Raw genomic sequence first — 21,354 nt, forward strand, 5'->3', positions numbered from 1 at the left:
GAGCCGACCGGCCTCGCCGGGCCGGGCCCAAAGGCGGCAGCGCACTGCCCGGCCCGCCCTGCGGCTGCCGTAGGCTGACCGGCCGTGGACCGGTCCCAGCCCTGCGGTGATCCGGTGAGCGATTTCCCTGCATACGGCACACGGACCCTGAGAGCGACGCCCCGATGACAGAGACAGCACCCAGGGCCTTGCCCCACTCCCCCTGCGCCGGCCCGGCGGCCTGGCCCCACCCCAGCCGGCCGGACAGGATGCGCAGTCTGCTGGATGCCGTGATGAGCCTGGGACGTGGCCTGGAACTGCCCGAGGTGCTCCGCGGGATCGTGGAGGCCGCGGTGACCCTGACCGACGCGGAGTACGGGGCGCTCGGCATCGTCGGGGACGGGCAGAAGCTGCTGGAGTTCCTGCCGGTCGGCATATCGGAGCAGCTCGCCGCCGTGATCGGCCAGACGCCGTGCGGGCGCGGGATCCTCGGTGAGCTGATCCGGCACCCGCAACCGTTGCGGCTCACCGATCTCAGCAGCCATCCGCGCAGCTTCGGTTTCCCGCCCCACCATCCCCCGATGCGCACCTTCCTCGGGGTGCCGGTGCGGGTCCGGGACGAGGTGTTCGGCAACCTCTACCTCACCGAGAAGCGGGGCGGGGTGAGCTTCGACGCCGACGACGAGGCGGTGCTGACCACCCTGTCGATCGCGGCCGGCGTCGCCATCGACAATGCCCGCATGTACGACGAGAGCCGCCGCCGGGAGCGGCGGCTGGAGGCGCTGGGCGAGATCACCCGCACGCTGCTCTCGGGGACCGACGCCGACGAGGTGCTGCATCTGATCGCCGAGCGGGCGATGGAGGTGGCGGGGGCCGACCGGGCCGCGATTCTGCTGCCGACGCCTGCCGTTGCCCTCTCCGGGGCTTCGGAGGCCTCCGGGGCCGAGGCACGCCTGACCGTTGCCGTCGCCCACGGCCGGGACTCCGAACGCGTGACGGGACTGTCCGTGCCCGCATGGGGATCACTGGCCGGGCTCGCCGCCCGCACCGGAACCCCGGTGCACTGCGCCGATGTGCGGACCGATCCCCGGGCCCACCCGTTCGGCGACGGTGCCGAGGACGGTCTGGGGCCGGTGGTGACGGTGCCTCTGCGGGTCGACGCGGAGACCAGGGGCGCACTGCGCCTGGGCCGGCCGGTGGACCGGCCACCGTTCGACGACACCGAGGTCGCGTTCGTCTCGGGCTTCGCCGACCAGGCGGCCATCGCCCTGGAACTGGCCCGCAGGCGGGCCGAGTCCGAGGAGCTCGCCGTCATGCACGACCGGGACCGGATCGCCCGCGATCTGCACGATCTGGCGATCCAGCGTCTCTTCGCCACCGGGATGACCCTCCAGAGCACCACCCGTGCCATCGCGGACCGGCCGGACGCGGCCGAGCGGGTCAGCCGGGCGGTGGACGATCTGGACACCACGATCCGGATCATCCGGTCCACCATCTTCGATCTGCGGACAGCGGACGGTTCCGGTCGCGGCGGGCTGCGGCACCGGATGGCGGAGACCGCTCGCACGGCGGCGCACGCTCTCGGTTTCCGGCCCTCTTTGCGGATCGACGGGCCGGTGGACACCACGGTCCCGGACGAGCTGGCCGAACATGTGGTGGCGGTCGCCGCCGAGGCGGTGTCCAACGCCTCCCGCCATGCCCGCGCCACGCGCATCGGCATCGTGCTGTCGGCCGACGACGCGGTGACCCTGACCGTCACCGACAACGGCATCGGAATCCGGGACGGCGTCATGACCGCGGCCGGGACAGGCTCGGCGGCCGACGCCGGCGAACCGGCGGCCGGGCGCCGCCTCGGAGGGCTGGCCAACATGCGTACGCGGGCGGAGCTGTGCGGAGGCACCCTGACCGTCGAACGGCCGGCGGACGGTGGCACCCGGATCATCTGGAGTGCACCGCTGCATGACTGACGCACCATCAGCTGACCTGCGCCGCTGCACGGCTGACGCCGGATCATTCGGGAGCCACCGGCTGCACGGCTGATGTCCGAGTGACCGTCAGACTCCCGGTGTTTGCGGCCACCCCTGGCGGTCCTTGACCCGGCCGACGAGCATGGCGGCCTGGATCCGGCGGCCCACGCCCAGTTTGGCGAGGATCGAGGAGATCCGGTTCTTGACGGTCTTCTCGGCCAGGAAGAGGCGTTCCGCGATCTCGCGGTTGGTGAGCCCCTCACCGATGAGATCCAGGATCTGCCGCTCCCTGGGCGTGAGCCCGTCCAGTTCCGAGGGGTTCGACGCCTCGGCAGGGGGTCGCTCGGTACCCCGCAGCCGTGCCATCACGCGGGCGGTCGTCCGCGGATCGAGCATCGAGGTGCCTGATGCGACCCTGCGTACGGCGGTGATCAGATCGGCTCCGTTGATCTGCTTGAGCACGTACCCCGCGGCGCCCGCCATGATGGCGTCGAACAGGGCCTCGTCGTCGTCGAACGACGTCAGCATCAGGCAGGCGAGTTCGGGCATCAGGGCGCGAAGTTCCCGGCACACCTCGATGCCGGCGTGGTCGCCGCCCCGGTCGTCGCCGAGGCGTACGTCCAGGACGGCGACCTGGGGCTTGCTGGCCGGTACGCGGGCCAGCGCCTCCCGGGCGTCGGACGCCTCGCCGACGACCTCGATGTCGTCCTCGGCCTCCAGCAGATCACGTACGCCGCGCCGCACGACCTCGTGGTCGTCGAGGATGAAGACGCGTACGGGGGCCGCGGACCGCGACGGGCCCGTGCTCGACGGGGTCGTGCTCGGTGGGGTCGTGCTCGTTGGGGTGTGCGCGAAGTCGTTCACATCATGCTCGATCGGTTCGGGGAGAGGGCCGGGAACAGTATGTGCCCGGCCGCGGGACTGTTCCCGCCGGGGGACAACAGCATGGAAAACAGCATGTGAACAGGGTCGAAAGACCCTGTGGCCAGGGGCCGGTCAGCGGGTGGGGCGCGGTGCCATACTGACGCCGCCAAGATCGTCCGGGCGCCACGGACATCTCCCTTCCCGGCCACCCCACAGTGCTGCAACGAGGAGCAACCGGCCCATGAACACCCCGAGCGAGGACTACCACGCACTGCTCGCACGGCATGACGCGATGCGGCTGCGACGACGCATCCTGGCCCCGTCCGGCAGCCGTGCCGGGGAATGGAGCGCCGAGGCCCCGCAGGCGTACGACGGAACAGCCGACCAGTTGCTGATCAGCGACTCGCTGCCGCTGGTGGACCCGCTGGAGGAGCTGATCGCCGAGCTGTACCGGAACCTGTTCGATCGGCACCCGTATCTGCGGTCGCTGTTCCCCGAGTCGATGGCGTTCCAGCAGGCCCATCTCGCCGGGATCTTCCGCTACCTGATCGGCAATCTGCACCGTACAGAAGAAATGATCGGTGTCTTCGGGCAGTTGGGGCGTGACCATCGCAAGCTCGGGGTGCGCCCCGCGCACTTCGAGGCCTTCGAGGCGGCGCTGATCGAGGCGCTGCGCATGCGCGCGGGCATCCGGTGGACCCATGCACTGGAGCATGCCTGGCTGCGGATGCTGCGGCTGGCCGTTTCGGCGATGGTCAGGGGCGCGGACGAGGCGATCGCCGAACCGCCCAGCTGGGAGGCGACGGTGACCTCGCACGAACTCCGCACCCCCGATCTCGCCGTACTGCGGGTGCGGCCCCACCAGCCCTACGGCTTCGAGGCCGGGCAGTACGCGTCCCTGGAGTCGCCGCTGCTGGAGCAGGCCTGGCGTCCCTACTATCTGGCCCGCGCCCCGCATCCGGACGGCGAACTGGAGTTCCACGTACGGGCCCGGGGCGCCGACGGGGTGAGCGATGCGCTGGTGCACGGTACGCGGGAGGGCGGCACCCTCCGTCTCAGCGCCCCGCGCGGCGCGCTGGCCCTGCCGGATCACCTTCCGTCCGCGGACATCCTGCTGATCGCCTCCGGTACGGGCTGGGCTCCGATGAAGGCACTGCTCCAACGGATCGACGCCGACCGCTCCCGCGCACAGCAGGTACGGCTGCTGCTGGGCCCCGCCGGGCCGGAGGAGAGGGCGGCCGAGGAGATGTACGACGCGGCGTATCTGGAAGCGTTCCGGCGCGGGCGCCCCTGGCTGACCGTCATCGCGGCCGACGCGGCGAGCGCCCGCTTCGCGGGTGCCGGGCTGCGGGCCCTGAACGGAATACTGCCCCCGCAGCCCGGGGCCGCCGCCCGGCAGCACGCCTTTCTGGCCCTGGCAGCCGAGACCCCGTCGGCCGGGCCGGTGGAGGCCGTGGCCGCACGACTGGTCGCTGCCGGAGTACCGGCCGAGCAGATCCATCACGACGCCACCGGCATGGTCGCGGTCACAGAAATGTCTGCCAGTACGGCCAGAACCGGACTGCTATCAGCATGACGATGGCCAGGCACCAGGTCACCGGTACCACAAGGGGGAACTCCAGCACCGCGGCGACCAGGGCGCGTGGGGCGGGCAGGACGCCGTGGCGCAGATTGTGCACCGTGGTGTGCCAGAACATGAAGATGGTGGCCACCCACACGAGCACGCACCACAGGCAGAGCGCGCCGATCTCGAACAGCGCCTGTGTCATCAGCCACATGCAGAAGCCCGCGCCGAACAGCGTGCCGAGGTTCAGCCCCCACCAGTACCAGCGCCGGTAGCGTGCGCCGGCGAGCAGGCCCGCGCCGGTCCCCAGCACCGTCCCGAAGGCGACCAGCCCGATGAGCGGGTTGGGAAAACCGAAGGCCGAGGCCTGCTCGCTGCGCATCACACTCGTGCAGGACACCACGGGGCTCAGCGAGCAGGCGGGCACGAAGCCGGGGTCGGCGAGCAGTTCGAACTTGTCGATCGTGATGGCGAACGAGCCGAGCAGCCCGAGCGCGGCGGTGATCACCAGCAACCAGGCGAACCCCCGCCTCGCCCCGGCGCACTCCCCTTCCTCGGCCGCCCCGGACGCGCCGACGAGGACCCGCTCGTCGGCCTCGGGCCCTTCCGCCGCCCGCTCCGTCCCACGCTCCGACAGCTTCATCCCCGCCCCCGTACGGAACCGTCCGGCCAGACGACATCCACCCGGATTCCTCGCGCACGCGCGAAGGCGACCAGATGCGCGGTGGCGTCCCGGCCGTCCGACGGCGATCCGTCCCACACGGCGAGTACGGTCCGGCACGACTCCACCAGCCGTTCATCGGCGCCGACACACGCGTCGCGGTCGGCCGGATCGAAGGCCAGCAGCCGCACGTGTTCGGCCAGGACCAGCAGTTCGCCCGCGGCCGACCGGTCCCGCTCGGGCAGCACGGCGGGAACAGCGCCCCGGGCCGGCAGCAGCACGGTCAGCTTCCGCCCGGCCTCCCGCGCGGCCCTCCCGAACACCAGCGGAAGCCCCGAACCGACCCGTACCAGGGCGGCGGCACCTTCCGCCAAGCGGTCCAGCCGCGCTCTCAGTTCGGCTTCCACCAGCTCCAGGGTCCTGTTGCCGAGGTCCCTGTGCCCGACGACTGCGATCACCATGCTTCCCTCCTGCGCGCACTCGCGGCGTGCTGTGCATCGCAGTGAATCCATCCGGGGTCCGGCACCACTAGGGCCGATCGGCCCTCTCGGCCGGACTCCGGTGGAATTGGGCCCGAGGCGAACGGCAACTCCCTTCCCCCATACGGGATCACGACAATTTAGGCTAGGCTAAGCTAAGTATGTGAACAGGGTGCGGGGCGGCACGGTCGTCATCAAGTTCGGCGGGAACGCCATGGTGGACGCGGGCCTGAAACGGGCGTTCGCCCGGGACGTCGTGGAGCTGTGGCGCACGGGACTGCGCCCGGTCGTCGTGCACGGTGGCGGGCCGCAGATCAGCGCGATGCTCGCTCTCCTCGGCCTGGAATCCCGCTTCGAGGCGGGCCTGCGGGTGACCACGCCGGAGGCCATGGACGTGGTGCGCATGGTGCTGAGCGGCCGGGTCCAGCGGGAGCTGGTCGGCCACATCAACGAGCACGGCCCCTTCGCGGTGGGGATGACCGGTGAGGACGCGCACACGATGACGGCGGTGCGGCGGCCGGCCTGGGTGGACGGACGGCCGGTGGACATCGGCCTCGTCGGCGACGTCGTGGACGTGAATCCCCGCATGGTGCGCACCCTCCTGGAGCAGGGGCACATACCGGTGGTCTCCCCCGTGGCACGCGGCGAGGACGGGCAGGCCTACAACGTCAACGCCGATCTCGCGGCCTCGGCCCTGGCCGTGGCCCTCGGTGCCGAGCGGCTGGTGATGCTCACCGACGTGGAGGGGCTGTACGCGAACTGGCCGCACAGCACCGAGGTGATCGAGCACCTGACGGCCGACGCGCTGGACGGGCTGCTGCCGGGGCTGGCGAGCGGGATGCTGCCGAAGATGGAAGGCTGCCTGCGGGCCGTCCGTGGCGGGGTGGGCAAGGCTCACGTGCTCGACGGCCGCGTACCGCACGCGGTGCTGCGCGGCGCCCTCGGCGAGACCGGTCCCGGCACCACCGTGGTACCCGGCAGCGATCCGGCTCGCCGGAGCAGCGGCCGGACCGGATGACCGCGGCGGCCGGCTCGCAGACGCGAGCCGGCCGTCACAGGGACTTCGTGAGGATCCGCGTGTCGCGGCGGGGGTCCATGGACCGCACCCAGGAGGCGGGCGCCCGGCGCACGGCCGTGGGTGCGAACCCGTACCGGAGGAACAGGCCGCCACCACCGGTCGTCGCGGTGAACAGCGCGCCGAGCGACCGGGCGTGCGCCATGGCCAGTGCGGCGCGCAGGAGCCCGGCTCCCACTCCGCACCCCTGCCGGTGGCCGGCCACGCAGAAGTTGTACAGAACGCCCACGGGTCCGCGGGCCTCCCCCGGGCCGGCCGGATGCACCCGCAGGCCGACGGAGCCCTCGATGCGGCCCGAAGGGTCCTGTGCCACCAGGAAGTCGGCCGCGTGGGCGGCATAGAGGGAGACGGGCCGCTCCCGCAGCGCGCCCGAACGTACGAACGGCCGGGAGAGTTCGGCGAGTTCAGCGGCGTCCTCCTCCCGGGCCGAGCGCACGGAGTACGCCGGCCCGGGAAGCGCGGGCGGCAGCGGGGCGGGGCACGACGAGGCCGTGGTCAAGGTTTCCCCGCTCGGTTCAGTCGCCGGACGCGGCGAGGGACCGGGGGCGCAGGTCGGTCCAGTTGGCCTCGACGAAGTCCAGGCACGCCTCCCTGGTGCTCTCGGCGAGGACGATCGTCCAGCCCCCGGGAACCTCGGCGAAGGACGGCCAGAGCGAGTGCTGCCCCTCGTCGTTCACCAGGACCAGGAAGCGGCCTTCGGGGTCGTCGAAAGGGTTGGTACTCATGCGTGGATGTCTCCTCGGGCCCGACGGGCCACCGACAGGCCCGTCGTGAGTGTGCGTCAGATCCGGGTGGATCGGAATGGAGGGGGTGGGCAGTTAGGTTAGGCTCACCTAATGCAGAATGAGCCTAACCTCTCCCCTCCTCTCTCACAAGGAGACGTCCACGCCTCCGGAGATCGCACGGCTCCGCACCGAGGACGGCACGAACGCGCCCCCGGGCATGTGCCGTCGGACCACGGACCACCGCCGCACCGGCCGGACAGGACCCCTCCCGGCTCCAACCCCACGGCCCACGAGGAAGGCCCCTTCGCGGAGTTCGGGCTGCCCGGCAGCCCCGGCACCGACGCGTTCTGGGCGGCGGCGCGCACCCCCATGTCGGTGCCCGACGGCGACGGCGGCTGGCGGACCCTGTTCCTGTGGCGCGGGTCCGAGGCCGGCATCGGGTTCGAGAGCTGGTCGCCGCCGGTTCCCCTGCGCCGATGGGCCGACACGGACTGCTGGCACGCCGAGGTGCGCATGCCCGCGCGGCTGCGGGTGACCTACCGGATCCTCGCGGGCGACGCGGCCCACGCGGACCCGTACAACCCGGTCGGCGCCGGCGCGGACCGGTCCGTCGCCGCGACCCCGGACGCCCCGGCGCAGCCGCACTGGCCCGTCCTCGGCCCCGACGACGTGCTGCCCCTGCCCTCGGCCCGGCTCCGCTGGAACAGCGCGCGGCTCGGCGGGCGGCGCACCGTGCGCCTCCACCCGGCGGGCGGCGGCGGGCCGGTGGTCCTGCTGCTCGACGGGGACGACTGGCTGTATCTGCACCCGGCCATGGCCGCCTTCGACTCGGCGGTCGCCGGTGGCGCGATGCCCCCCGTGACGTTGGTCTTCGTTCCGGCCAAGGACCGGGCGGCCGAGTTCGGGTGCAGGCCCGAGCTGTGGGAGGCGGTCCGGGACGAACTCCTGCCGCTGGTCGCGGAATCCGGCGTGACGGCCGAGCCGGACCGGCTGGTGGTGGCCGGGCAGAGCCTGGGCGGGCTGAGCGCGCTGTACGCGGCGCTGGCGTTCCCGGACCTGGTCTCGCGGGTCGCTCTCCAGTCGGCGTCCTTCTGGTGGGCACCCGGCGCCATGGATCTGGCGGACCCCCTGGGCGGCCCGGTCGGCGGCGCCGTAGCCGCGCGGCTGCGCCGGGGCGCCGATCTGTCCGGCCTGCGGTGTGCGTTCGACGTGGGGGAACACGAGACGCGGATGCTGCCGCACTGCGAACTGGCCGAGGCCCTGACCGAACAGGCCGGCGCGACGGTGCGGGTCTCCCGCTCGCCCTCGGGCCACGACCGGGCCGGCTGGCGGCACGCCCTGCTCAGGGACGTCGCCTGGGCCCTCGCCTGAGCGGTTTCGGGGACGTGTCCGGGCACGTCCCCGAAACCGCCGGCGTTTCACCGGGCCACGGCCAGGCAGTAATCGGCGTCGCGGGCCAGGAGGTTGCGGTGGGTGTCCTCGGCGGTGATGACGCCCTCGTCCAGCACGAGAACCCGGTCGGCGGCGTCCAGCAGGGCCGGGCTGCTGGTGATCACGACCGTGGTACGGCCGCGGCGCGACTTCGCGACGTTGCGCGCGATGAGCTGCTCGGTGACCGCGTCGACCGCTGTCGTCGGGTTGTGCAGGACCAGTACGTCGGTGTCGGCGGCCAGGGCGCGGGCCAGGGACAGCCGCTGGCGCTGCCCCCCGGAGAGGTTCGCCCCGCGGTCGCGGACCGCGTGGTCGAGCCCGTCGCGGTGGAGAGCGACGACATCCGTCAGCATCGACGCCTCGACGGCCTCGGGAACCGTCCGGCTGGTGCCCGACGGGTCGATGTTCGTGCGGAGCGTGCCCGCGAAGATCTCCCCGTCGTACGGGTTCACCAGCATGTGCTCCCGGACCGCCTCGACCGACAGCTCCGCGACCGGCCGCTCACCGAGCCGCACCACTCCCTCGTACGCGTCCGGCGCGACGTTCACCGCGAGGACCGCCGCGAGATCGGCCGCCGCACGCGGCTGATAGGCGGCGATCGCCACGAACTCACCAGCGGACACCTCGAACTTCAGCCCGCGCAGCGACCCGTGCCGGACGCCGTCGACCGCGAGACCTCCGCCCGGGGCCGGGTGCCCGGCCCCCGCGGTCGTCACCGGCGGCGCGGAGAGCACCAGCGCCATCCGTTCGGCCGAAGCGCGCGCCGTCATCACGTACTTGGGCATCTCCGAGAACATCTTGAGCGGCTCGATGACGAACTGCGCGAGGCCCACGGCCATGACCAGTTCCCCGATGGTGATCCGGCCGTCGAGCGCCAGCCACCCCGCCGTCAGGGACACGGCGGCGGCGAGGACCGCGTTGAGAGCCAGCGCGGTGCCCGCGTACGCGCCGTTCACCCGGGCGACGGTGATCGCCTGGCGCTTCGCGTCCGTGCTGACCTTCCGGTACGCCCCGAACGCGGCGTGGTTGCCGCCGAAGCCGTGCAGCGGACGCAGGCCTGTGATCAGGTCCGCGACCTTCGCGCCCGCCCGCGCCACCCGGGCCTGCTGCTCGCGGGTACTGGCGCCGATCCGCTGGGACATCACGGCCAGGACCGCCAGGATCGCGACGGTCCCCACGATCACCAGCAGGCCGAGCCGGATGTCGGCCAGGCCCAGCGCGACCGCCGCGACCAGCACCGCGACCAGCGAGCTGATCAGCAGCGGCACCACCTCGACGATGTCGGCGGTCTGGTCGGCGTCCTCGGTGGCGATGGTGAGCACCTCGCCGGACTTCAGGTCGACGTCCCTGGCCACCGGTTGGAGCCCGCAGGCGGCCACCCGCACCCGCCAGCGGTGTGCCTCGGTCGTGTTGGCCTTCTGCAGGATCCGCATCCCGAACCGCCACGACAACGACACCGTCGTGATGATCACGGCCAGCGCGCCGATCGACAGGCCGAGCGCGGCCGGGCTGCGGTCCTGCATCGTGTGCTGGACGATCAGGCCGAGCGCGATGGGGAAGGCGGTCTCCCCCGCCTGGTAAAGGCCCATGAGGACGGTGCCCCGGACCATGGCACCGACATTGCGGCGCAGCGCGGTGCGCAGGATGTCCGCCCCCGGCCGGGGGCGCTGCGTGTCAGGAGTTCTCATCGAGGTGGCGGGCAATCGCTTCCGGGGTTCGCAGGGTGAACAGATCGCGGATGGTGATCACGGGACCGTACTCTCGGCGGAGCAGCCCGTTCAGCCGCACCGCCAGCATGGAGTGCCCGCCGAGGGACACGAAGTCGCTCTCCGCGCTCACCTCGTCGTCGTCCAAGTCCAGCGCCTCGGCGAAGAACTCGCACACCATGGTCTCGGTTCCGGTCTCCGGGGCGCGTTCTCCCGCAGTGGTCAGCGCGCCGAGCGGCCTGGCCTCCGGCAGCGCCCCGGTGTCGGCCTTCCCGTTCACCGTGAGGGGGATGGCGTCGACCCGGGCGAAATGCGTCGGGCGCAGGAAGTCCGGCAGCCCGGCGCCGACTTCCGCGGCGACCTGCGCCAGGTCGGCGCCGTCCAGCACGAGATAGGCAGCCAGCCGGTACCCGCCGTCGACCTGCGGGTCTGGCTGGGCGACCGCGGCGGCGAACCGCACCGCCGGGTGCGCCGCGAACACGGCCTCGACCTCGCCGGGTTCGACCCGGTGCCCGCGGATCTTGACCTGCTGGTCGGTGCGGCCCAGGTACGTCAGGTTCCCGTCGGGCCGGCGGATCACCAGGTCGCCGGTGCGGTACATCCGCTCGCCGGGTCCGGCGAACGGGCACGCGACGAAGCGGTGCGCGGTCCGGGCGCTCTGCCCGAGGTAGCCGCGCGCGATGCCGATGCCCGCTACATACAGCTCACCGGGGACCCCGTCGGGCAGCGGGCGCAGCCACGGATCGAGTACGTACACCTCGGTGTTGTCGATCGCCACGCCCACCACCGGGTCCTGGCATTCGAAGGTGCCGACGCCGAGGGTGTTGATGGTGTACTCGGTGGGTCCGTACAGGTTGTAGCCGGCCGTTCCCTCGGTCCTGGCGAGCCGCTGCCAGAGCGTCGGGGTGACGGCCTCGCCGCCCAGCAGCACCAGCGCCGGCCGCCGTGCCGGATCGTCCAGCAGGCCCTCGGCCACCAGCTGTTGTGCGTAGGTCGGGGTCACGTTGATGACGTCGATCGCGTGCTCACGGCAGTACTCGACCAGGCGGGGGGCGTCGCGGCGCAGTTCCTCGTCGCAGATGTGGACCTCGTGGCCGTCGGCGAGCCACAGCAGTTCCTCCCACGACATGTCGAAGGCGAACGACACGGTGTGCGCGATCCGGAACACCCGGTGGCCGTGCTCGGCGAGGACCGGTTCGAAGATGCGCCGCTGATGGTTGATCAGCATGTTGGTGAGCCCGGCGTATTCGGTCACCACGCCCTTGGGCTTCCCGGTCGAGCCGGAGGTGTGGATCACGTACGCGGGGTGCCGCAGGCGGTCCGGGTCGCCGGGCGCGAACGTCACGTACGGATCGGCCTCGGGCAGGGGCCGGTCCAGCTCGATCAGCTCGCCGGTCAGCCGGGGCGACACGGCGCTCACGGTGAGGATCGCCTCGGGCCGGGCGTCCGCGACGACGGCCGCGATCCGCTCGTCCGGGTGGTCCAGTTCCAGCGGTACGTACGCGGCGCCGACGCGCAGCACGGCGAACAGCGCCACGATCGAGTCGAGGGAGCGCGGGACCGCAAGACCCACGGTCGTTCCGGGCCCGATGCCCCGGCGGGCGAGCACACCGGCCAACGCCCTGCTGCCATCCTGGAGTTGGGCGAAGGTCAGGGTCGAGCCGTGGGCGACGAGCGCGACGCGGCCGGGGGCGCGGTCCGCCGCCCGGTCGAAGCGGTCGACGACGGTGTCCGTGCCGATGTCGGTGCGCACGGCGGGCTCGGGGGCCGGGACGAGGCCCGGCAGCGCGCCCACCTTCCCCGTCGACCGGGCGAGGTCCTCCAGTATGCGGAGGTAGTCGTCGAGGAGACGGCGGGCTCCCTCGGGGTCGTCGTCGCGGTGCTCCAGCTTGACCGTGAGCCGGTCGCCGGGCGTGACGACCCAGGTGAACGGGTAGTGCGTGGAGTCGTCGGCCCGCACGGAGGTGATGCCGTGCCGGGCGTTCATCCCGGCGAACGCGTCCAGGTCCAGGAAATTCTGGAGCACGAACAGGTTGTCGAAGAGGGTGTCGTGCCCGCCGGCCCGCTGGATCTCGCCGAGCCCCAGGTGCTCGTGCTCCATCGCCTCGACCCGGGCCGCCTGTACGGCCGCCAGGTACGCGCCGACCGTGTCGTCGGGCCGGGCCCGCGTCCACATGGGCACCGTGTTGAGCAGCACACCGACGATGTCCGAGTGGCCCTCGCCCTCGCGGCCCGAGACGGTCACACCGAACACGGCGTCACCGCGGCCCGTGCGGGCGCCGAGCAGCAGGCCGAACGCGGCGGTCAGCACCGTGTTCAGGGTGACTCCGTGCACCCTGGCCGCGTCCCGCAGCAGGTCGGAGAGTCCGGCGGACAACGTGTGCGTGATCGCGCGTGGCAGGCCGTCCGGCAGGGCCGGGGACGGCCCGGCAAGCAGTGTCGGGCCCGGCAGTCCTGCCAGGTGCTCCGCCCAGAAGCGGTTCGACGCCTCGGGGTCCCTGGCGGCGAGCGTCCGGGCGTAGTCCTCGAATCCCGGCACGGCCGAAGTCGCGGCCAACGGCTCGCCCGCCACGACGGCCTCGTACGCCCCGAACAGGTCCCGCAGCACGATCTCGCGCGACCAGCCGTCCCAGAGCAGCAGGTGGTAGCTGAGGAGCAGGCCGTCCCGGCCGTCGGGCAGCCGCACCACGGTCAGCCGGATCAGTGGTGGCTCGCCCGGTTCGAATCCCGACTCGCGGTCCCGGGTGCGCAGTTCCTCGGCCTCCGCCTCGGACTTCGCGGCGACCGTACGGACCTCGACCCGTCGGCCCGCCCTGAGGACCTGGACCGGGTTTCCGTCGTCGTCGGTGGTGAATCCGGCGCCCACGACCGGGTGGCGCGCGATCACGTACGCCATCGCCTCGGCCAGCGCGTCGGGGTCCAGGCGCCGGTCGAAGGTGAACCAGCTCTGCGCGACGTAGTGTCCGGCCGTGCCCGCCATCTGGGCCTGGAAGAACAGGCCCCGCTGGAGCGGGGTGACCGGGGCGGTGCGCTCGGCGGCGGCGGAGGCGTCGGCGATGTGCTCCAGTGCGGTGCGCCAGTGCTCGGTGATCCCGTCGGGTATGCCCTCGGCGAGGGTGAAGGCCGCGTGCAGGCTTCCGGTGGCGTCATCGGTCCACGCGTCGACCTCGACCGCGTACGGGCTGTCCTGGTCGCCGCCGGTGAGGTGGAGGGCCCGGGACTCGCCGCCCCGGCCGAGGTAGTTGAAGAGCACCTGCGGGCGGGCTTCCAGCAGCGGGGCCGTCTGCGGGTCGAGGTACCTGAGCTGGCCGTAGGCGACGTGATCTCGCTCGTCCGGCTGGCGTGCGGCGAGCTCGCGCGCCGCCGCGACGGGGTCGGTGTGCGCCGTGAGCCGCACCGGTGCGATGGCGGTGAACCAGCCGACGGTACGGGAGTAGTCGTGGTGCTCCAGGGCCGGGACCCGGCCGTGCCGCTCCAGTTCGATCGCGAGATCGGTGGGCGTGGGCTGGATGCGGGTCAGCGCGGTGCGCAGCGCGCCGCACAGCAGCTCGGTGAGGCCCACGCCGAGTGCGGCGGGGGCACTGCGCGTCACGCGGTCGCTCACCTCGGGGGCGAGCACGACCGTGGTCTTCCGCAGGTCCCGGACCTCGGGGAGCAGGGCGGGCGCCTCCAGCGTGGTGATCCAGCGTCCGAGGGAGCCGGCCGCCCGGCCGGACCGGGCCGCCAGCGCCTCGGCGTACTCGGCGTAGGACGTGGTCGGCGGTGGCAGGGCCGCGCCGCCGAGGGCGGTGGCCAGGTCGTCGAGCAGGATCAGCCAGGACACCGCGTCGACGGCGAGGTGGTGCACGGTGACCACCAGGGTGCGGCTCGCCGCCAGCCAGGAGAACGCGATGACGTCCCCGGACTCGGGGTCGAGCCGTGCGGCGGCCTCGTTCGCCGCGGCCGTCGCGTCGGGGGTGTTCACCGGTGTGACGGCGACCTCTCGGGCGGGTTCGGTGCGCAGGGTCCACACGCCGTGCTCGACGCGCAGCCGCAGTCGCAGGGCCGGGTGTGCGGCCACGACGGCGTTCGCGGCGCGGCGGGCGTCGGCGAGGTCGGTGCCCTCGGCCGCGACCACCGCCCTGGCCTGGGCGAACCGGGCGAGCGAGCCGCCCAGTTCGCGCCGGCGCAGGATGATCGGGGTGGCCGGCAGCGGGCCGTCCTCGCGCTGGGCCGGGGCGGGCGCGACGGGCTGCGGGGCGCGTGTGGCCGGCCGGCCGGCGAGCGCGCGCGGTGTCTTCAACAGGAACACGTCCCGGGGCGCGATCCGCAGGCCGAGCGCCCTGGCGCGGTTGATCACGGTGATGGCGACGATGCTGTCGCCACCGGCGCCGAAGAAGTCGGTGTCGGCGTCCACGGCGACGCCGGGCAGTGCCTCGGCGAAGATGCCGACCAGTGCGGTGAGCGCGGAGTCGCTCGTGGCCACCGGGGCCTCGTCCCGGGCGGCGCGCGCGGTCAGGGCCTCGCGGTCCAGCTTGCCGTTGACCGTCAGCGGCAGGGCGTCCACCGGCAGCACCCGTCCCGGCACCATGTGCACGGGCAGCTTGGCGGACAGCAGGGCCGTGAAGTCGCCGGGCACCCGGCCGACGACGTGGGCGACGAGATGGTCGCCGCTGTCCGCCACGGTGACGGCCGCGTCGACGACGCCGTCGAGTTCCCGCACCGCGGACTCCACTTCGCCGGGCTCGATCCGGAAGCCCTTGAGCTGCACCTGGTCGTCCGCGCGGCCGGCGAACTCCAGCTCGCCGTCGAGGGTGCGGCGGGCGAGGTCGCCGGTGTGGTACATGCGGGAGCCGTCGGCCGCGAACGGGTTCGCCACGAACCGGCCCGCGGTGAGCCCCGGCCGGCCCAGGTAGCCGAGCGACACCTGGTCCCCGGCCACGTAGATGGCGCCTACCCGGCCCGGCGGCACCGGCCGGAGCCGGTCGTCGAGCAGATGGACGGCCAGGCCGGGGACCGGGCCGCCGATCGGGCTGACGTCGTCGCCGCGGCCGAAGTCCTCGTCGGTCAGCACCCGGTGGGTGACATGGACGGTGGTCTCGGTGATGCCGTACATGTTGACCAGCTCGGGCGCACCGGTGCCGTGCCGCTCGACCCAGCCGCGCAGCCGTCCGAGGTCCAGCGCCTCTCCCCCGAAGACGACCCGGCGCAGCGCGGTGACCGGTTCGGCGGCGAGCCGGTCGGCCTCGATGAACTGGTGGAACGCCGACGGGGTCTGGTTGAGCACGGTCACGCCGCGCTCGCGGACCAGCCGGTGGAAGTCGACCGGGGAGCGGGTCAGCGCGTACTCCGGCACCAGCAGTTCACCGCCGTGCACCAAGGCGCCCCACAGCTCCCAGACCGCGAAGTCGAAGGAGAAGGAGTGGAACTGGACCCAGACGTCGTGCGGGCCGAAGTCCATGTCGGGCCGGGTGTTCGCGAGGAGCGTCACCACGGCGGAGTGCGGGACCACGACGCCCTTGGGGCGGCCGGTCGAGCCGGAGGTGTGGATCACGTACGCGGGGTCGCGCCAGTCGGGCCCGGGCCCGGTGGTGGCGGCCGGAACCGGCTCCTCGCCCTGGACGAGCACCCGGGCCGCCACGCCCGCCCGGTCCAGCAGGCGGGTGAAGCGGTCCCGCTGTTCACGGCCGACGAGCACGACCTGCGGGGCGGCGTCGGCGAGGATGTACTCCAGCCGCTCGTCCGGGTACGCCGGATCCAGTGGTACGTACGCGCCACCCGCGGTGACGACCGCGACCAGCGCGACGACCTGCTCCACGCAGCGCGGTACGGCGACGGCGACCCGGGTGCCGGGACCGGCCCCGGCCGCACGCAGGACCGAGGCCAACTCGTCCTTGGCCTTGGCGAGTTCACCGTACGTCAGTGACCGGGTGGCACCGTCGAGGGCGCACTGGGTGACGGCGGTGGCTGCCGGGTCGCGGTCCGCGGCGGCGTCGAACAGCTCGCCCAGGGTGACCGGAGGGACCGGCGCCGGGCTCCGGCCGGCCTCGGGGGCCAGGAGGCCGTCGACCGGGGTGTCCGGCTGTTCGAGCAGGGCGGTGAGGGTCCGGGTGAAGGTGCCCAGGATCGCCTCGGCGCTCTCCCGGCGCAGCAGCTCCCCGTCGTGGATCAGGCCGAAGCGCGGACGGCCGTCGGCGGTGCGCTCCACGACCAGCGTCAACGGGTAGTGCGGGGCGCCTTCGTTGACGATGCCGGTGATGACCAGTTCGTCGCCGGGTCCGCGCAGCGTCTCCACGTCGGTCGCGACGTCGAACACCACGAGGGTGTCGAACAGCGGGCCGGTGCCGGCCCGGCGGCCGATCCCGGCCAGCGAGACGTGCTGGTGCGCCAGCACGGTGCTCTGGTGTTCCTTCACCGCGGTGAGCAGCTCGCCCGCCGTGGTGGCGGCGGACCAACGGGCGCGTACGGGGACCGTGTTGATGAACAGCCCGACCATGTCCCCGATGCCGGGCACCTCGGCGTCGCGCCCGGAGACCGTGGAGCCGAACACGACGTCCCGGCCGTGCAGGATGCCGCCCAGCGTCACCGCCCACGCGCTGTGCACGGCCACGCTCAGCGGCACACCGGCCAGCCGGGCGGCGGCGTCGATGTCGAGGGCGGGCTCAGCGGTGATGTCCGCGAACCGGTCGGAGGGGGTGTGCCCCTCGGCCACCAGCGAGGGGCCGGGCAGCCCGGCCAGCTCGTGGTGCCACACCCGGTCGCTCTCATCGCGGTCGCGTCCGGCGAGCCAGGCCACGTAGTCGCGGTATCCGCCGAGCGGGTACACGCTCCCCGGCGCGTGGTACTCGGCCAGCAGCGCGCGGAGCATCGGCGGCACCGACCAGCCGTCGGCGACGATGTGGTGCACGGTCTGCACCAGGACGTTGCGGCCGGAACCGGCGCGGATGAGTGTGTACCGCATCAACGGCCCGGCGGCCAGGTCGAAGCCGGCGCGGCGGTCCCGCTCGGCGTGGTCGCGGATCTCCTCGTCGGTGAGGCCGGGGCGGTCCAGCGTGGTGAAGGGTGCCCGTGCGCCGCCCTCGACGACGGAGACGACCCGGCCGTCGGCGAGGGCCGTGAACCGGGCGGCCAGGTTGGGGTACAGCGTGAGCAGCCGGGTGGCCGCCGCCGCGAGCCGGTCGGCGTCCACGTCGCCGCCCAGCGTCAGCAGCTGCTGCTCGACGTAACTGCCGGTCGTGTGGTCGTCGAAGACCGAGTGGAAGTACAGGCCCTCCTGCAAGGGGGTCAGCGGCAGGACGTCCCGCAGCTCCGGACCGTCCAGCTCGTCGATATCGGACTGGGTGAGCCGCACCAGGGGGAAGTCGCTGGGGGTGTGGCCGCCTTCTTCGAGCGCGGCCAGGGCGGACAGGGCGGCTCGGAAGTACCCGCCGAGGGCGGCGATGTCCTCGTCGGTGAACATCCCCTCGGGCCAGGAGATGGTGGTGACCAGCTCGTACGCGCCGCTCGCGTCGGGTTCGGCGATGGCGTTGAACTCCAGGGCACGCGGCAGCCGCATCCTCGGGTCGCGCTTCTCCCCCAACTGAGCGGTGGTGCCGGTGAGTTGCCAGTCGTCGGACGAGCCCGCATCGAAGCGGCCCAGGTAGTTGAACAGCACCTGCGGTGCGGGGGTGGTCAGTCCGGTGTCGCTCAGGTAGCGCAGGGCACCGTAGGAGACGCCGTTGCCGGGCACGGCGGCGAGGTCCTCCTTGACCGCCTTGAGGGCGGCGGCCAGGTACGCGGGTGCGGTGAAGTCGGCTGTCGTGCCGGGGTCGACGGTCACCGGGAACAGGGTGGTGAACCAGCCCACGGTCCGCGAGAGTTCCGGTTCGAAGCCGGTCGCGTCCGCCACGTGGCGCCCCTCGCGGCCGTGTCCCTCCAGTTCGATGTGGGCGAACGTCTGGTCCTGCCCCCGGTCGCGGCGCCACCGGGCGAGGGCGACGGCGAGCGCGGTCAGCAGTACGTCGTTGACGCCCGCGTGGAATTTCGCGGGGATCGCGCCGAGCAGCGCGGCGGTGTCCTCGGGGCCCACGGAGACGGTCCGTGTCCGCTCCCGGGCGACGGTGTCGGTGCCGGACGGCGCGCGCCGGCCCAGCGGTGCGTCGGCTCCCGGCAGGGGGCGCTGGAAGTGGGCGCGGTCGGTGTCGAAGGCGGCGCGGTCCAGCAGCTGGGTCCATCGTCTGAACGACGTTCCCACGGGGGGAAGTTCGACCGGCGCGCCGGAGGCGTACTGGCGCCAGGCCGTGGCCAGGTCGTCCATCAGGATCCGCCAGGACACCCCGTCGATCACGACGTGGTGGGCGACCAGGACCAGTTGCCGCGCCTCGCGGCGCCACACGGCGCGCAGCATCACACCGTTGTCCGGGTCGAGCCCCTCGGCGGCGAGTTCCACGCACTGGGCCGGCGACCGGTCGCTCTCCTGCCACGCGACCGCGGCCCGTCCGGCCCCGGGGATGTCGAAGCTCCAGCGCTCGCCGCGCACCAGCCTGGCGCGCAGCATGTCGTGCCGTCCCAGTAGCGCGGCGAGGATCTCGTCGAGCGCGTCGGCGGTCAGCTCCGCCGGTGTGTTCAGCACGACGGACTGCACGAAGCCGTCGATCGCGTCCGTGGTCCGGCCGAGCCACTGCACGATGGGCGATCCCACGACAGGGCCGGTCGCGATGTCGCCGTGGTCCACGGCGGAGACGTCCTCGCGGCTCGCCACCGCGGCCAGTGCCCCGAGGACGCTGTGGGTGAAGATCTGCCGGGCGGTGACATGGAGGCCGGCCTCCCGCAGCGCGCTCAGCAGTGAGATCGCCAGAATGCTGTCCCCGCCGAGCCGGAAGAAGTCCTGGTCGACCCCGGCCTCTTCCAGGCGCAGCACCGCCGCGACGGCCGCGCACACCGCCCGCTCGTTGTCGGTGGCGGGCGCCACGACGGCGCCCGTGCCGATCTCGGGTTCCGGCAGGGCGCCCCGGTCGAGCTTGCCGTTCGCGGTGAGCGGGAACTCCTTCATCACGACGAGGTGGGCGGGCGCCATGTACTCCACCATGTGCCGGGCGGCCCACTCCTGGACGTCGTCCGCCCGCAGCTCCGTGTGGCCGGCGGCCGGGATCACGTACCCCACCAGGTAGGTGCCGCCCACCGTGTTCTTCTTCGCGACGACGCAGGTGTGCCGGACCCCGGGGTGTTCGGCGAGGCCGGCCTCGACGTCCTCGATCTCCAGCCGCATGCCGCGGATCTTGATCTGGTTGTCGGCGCGGCCGAGGAAGTCCAGCGAACCGTCCGGGGCGAACCGCGCGAGGTCGCCGGTCCGGTACAGCCGGGACCCGTCGTCGGCGAAGGGGTTCGCGACGAACCGGGAGGCGGTCAGACCGGGTGCGTTGACGTATCCACGTCCCAGGAGGAGCCCGCCCACGTACAGTTCACCGCCGACCCCGGCCGGCACCGGGCGCAGTTCTTCGTCGAGCACGTACAGCTGGGTGTTGGGGTTGGCCCGGCCGATCGAGGTCGAGAGGCGTTCGGCCGCGCCCCGGTAGATGACGTGGGAGACGCCGATGGTCGTCTCGGCCGGACCGTAGCCGTGGTACAGCGGTATGTCGAGCCGGGCGCGGAACCGCTCGTACAGCTCCGGGGTCAGCACCTCGCCGCCGCACCAGACGTGCCGCAGGCTGTCCAGGCGGCCGGAGTCGCCCACGATCTCCAGCAGCACGTCCAGCATGGACGACACCAGGTAGGTGAAGGTGACGCGCTGCTCGGCGATCACACTCAGCAGGTGGTGCGGGTCGCGTTCACCGCCGGGCCGCAGGATCACCAGCCTGCCGCCGGAGACCAGCGGCAGGAAGATCTCGTTGATGGAGATGTCGAAGGACAACGGCGCCTTGAACAGCGACGCGTCGTCGTGGCCGAAGCGCAGGATCTCGTCGACCTGCCACAGCAGGCGCTCGCTGATCGCCTCGTGCCGGATCATGGCGCCCTTGGGCCGTCCGGTCGAACCGGACGTGAAGATCACGTACGCCAGGGCGGCGCCGGGGACGGCCGCCTCCGGCCCCTCGGCCCGGCAGTCGGCGAACCGCCAGTCGTCGAGGTCGACGGCCACCGCGTCCGGCTCACCCGGACCGTGCTCGCCGGAGCCGTTGAGCTGGAGCACGACCCGGGCGTCCTCGACGACGACGGCGCGGCGCGCGGCGGGCCACTGCGGATCGAGCGGCACGAACGCGCACTTGGCCTGGAGAACGGCGAGGAGTCCGATGACCATCTCGGCGCAGCGGCCGAGCGAGATCCCGACGACCTGCTCGGGGCCGAGGCCGCGTTCGATCAAGTGGTGAGCCAACTGACCTGAGTATGAGGCAACTTGTCGGTACGTCAGGGAACGGTGTTCATCGACGATCGCGACGGCGTCCGGCCTGGCACGGGCCTGCGCACGGAACATCTCCATGACGGTGGGGCGGACCCGGTCGGCCCGGTTGTCGTTCCACTCGGCCAGGGTTTCGATCCTCGCTGCCGCACTGGACGGGCCGATGGTGCCGAGGGGGCGGTCCGGGAAGTCGGCCAGGTCGTCCAGTGCGAGCTGCGCGTCGGCCGGGCCGGCGTCACCGGGGACGGCGATGCTCCAGCCGTCCGCGACGGCTTCCCAACCACCGCTGCCGGTACCGCCGTTGTCGACCCACCCGAGGACATCGGTGAACAGTGTGCCGGGGGTGAGGTCCATACCGTCGGGGCCGAGGCCGGTCGCCCAGTACGACAGCCCGATGGCACAGGCTTCGGCGATGGTCCGGTCACTGTGGTCGCCGGTTCGCCGGCGCAAACCGGCCAGGCGAGCGGGAGAAAGCAGTACGCGAGGAGCGCTCGGTTCCGTCATCGAAGACTCAGCATCCTTCCAAGGTATGCAAGTTAGCCTAACCTAACT

General features: G+C 72.7%; 11 protein-coding genes. 4 read left to right on the forward strand and 7 right to left on the reverse strand.

The genetic code is table 11. The features are described 5' to 3' along the window. Window positions 1–248 precede the first annotated feature (248 nt). Entirely contained in the window at window positions 249–1,946 is a 1,698-nt protein-coding gene (locus tag IE107_RS12630) for a sensor histidine kinase (RefSeq protein ID WP_189543836.1), read from the forward strand. Window positions 1,947–2,033: 87 nt separating this feature from the next. Here the strand turns inward: IE107_RS12630 and IE107_RS12635 are convergent, their stop codons facing one another. Next, entirely contained in the window at window positions 2,034–2,711 is a 678-nt protein-coding gene (locus tag IE107_RS12635; RefSeq protein ID WP_229866909.1) for a response regulator transcription factor, read from the reverse strand. A 340-nt stretch (window positions 2,712–3,051) separates the two neighbouring features. Here IE107_RS12635 and IE107_RS12640 point away from each other — a divergent pair, with 340 nt between their 5' ends. Then, a complete protein-coding gene (locus IE107_RS12640; RefSeq protein ID WP_189543838.1) occupies window positions 3,052–4,386 on the forward strand; it encodes a globin domain-containing protein in 1,335 nt (444 codons plus the stop codon). On the opposite strand, the gene IE107_RS12645 is transcribed toward IE107_RS12640, so the two are convergent. Further along, window positions 4,337–5,017 carry a vitamin K epoxide reductase family protein gene (locus tag IE107_RS12645; protein WP_189543839.1) on the reverse strand — a complete coding sequence of 227 codons (681 nt, stop codon included), beginning with the start codon at window positions 5,015–5,017 and terminating at the stop codon, window positions 4,337–4,339. The genes IE107_RS12640 and IE107_RS12645 overlap by 50 nt on opposite strands. Next, window positions 5,014–5,493 carry a hypothetical protein gene (locus tag IE107_RS12650; RefSeq protein ID WP_189544057.1) on the reverse strand — a complete coding sequence of 160 codons (480 nt, stop codon included), beginning with the start codon at window positions 5,491–5,493 and terminating at the stop codon, window positions 5,014–5,016. The genes IE107_RS12645 and IE107_RS12650 overlap by 4 nt, the downstream gene beginning before the upstream one ends. A gap of 184 nt (window positions 5,494–5,677) precedes the next feature. On the opposite strand from IE107_RS12650, the gene argB reads away from it, so the two are divergent. Continuing rightward, window positions 5,678–6,532, forward strand: coding sequence for an acetylglutamate kinase (argB, locus tag IE107_RS12655; protein ID WP_268246587.1), 855 nt, complete (start codon window positions 5,678–5,680; stop codon window positions 6,530–6,532). 34 nt (window positions 6,533–6,566) lie between these two features. On the opposite strand, the gene IE107_RS12660 is transcribed toward argB, so the two are convergent. Next, the gene (locus IE107_RS12660) at window positions 6,567–7,088 is read right to left on the reverse strand and encodes a GNAT family N-acetyltransferase (RefSeq protein ID WP_373302433.1); all 522 of its coding nucleotides are present in this window, start codon (window positions 7,086–7,088) and stop codon (window positions 6,567–6,569) included. Window positions 7,089–7,104: 16 nt separating this feature from the next. Beyond that, complete coding sequence (locus IE107_RS12665; protein ID WP_189543840.1) at window positions 7,105–7,314, reverse strand: MbtH family protein; 210 nt, start codon at window positions 7,312–7,314, stop codon at window positions 7,105–7,107. Window positions 7,315–7,425: 111 nt separating this feature from the next. Between IE107_RS12665 and IE107_RS12670 the strand changes: the two genes are divergently transcribed. Then, entirely contained in the window at window positions 7,426–8,685 is a 1,260-nt protein-coding gene (locus tag IE107_RS12670) for an alpha/beta hydrolase-fold protein (protein ID WP_189543841.1), read from the forward strand. Between the two features lie 47 nt (window positions 8,686–8,732). Here IE107_RS12670 and IE107_RS12675 read toward each other — a convergent pair whose 3' ends face one another. Then, window positions 8,733–10,433, reverse strand: a complete 1,701-nt coding sequence (locus tag IE107_RS12675) for an ABC transporter ATP-binding protein (RefSeq protein ID WP_189543842.1) — start codon at window positions 10,431–10,433, stop codon at window positions 8,733–8,735. After that, a complete protein-coding gene (locus IE107_RS12680) occupies window positions 10,420–21,306 on the reverse strand; it encodes a non-ribosomal peptide synthetase (RefSeq protein ID WP_189543843.1) in 10,887 nt (3,628 codons plus the stop codon). Before IE107_RS12680 ends, IE107_RS12675 begins: the two co-directional genes overlap by 14 nt. Between the last annotated feature and the right edge of the window lie 48 nt (window positions 21,307–21,354).

The organism is Streptomyces gelaticus (assembly GCF_014649535.1).
In the GTDB taxonomy this organism is placed as follows: domain Bacteria; phylum Actinomycetota; class Actinomycetes; order Streptomycetales; family Streptomycetaceae; genus Streptomyces; species Streptomyces gelaticus.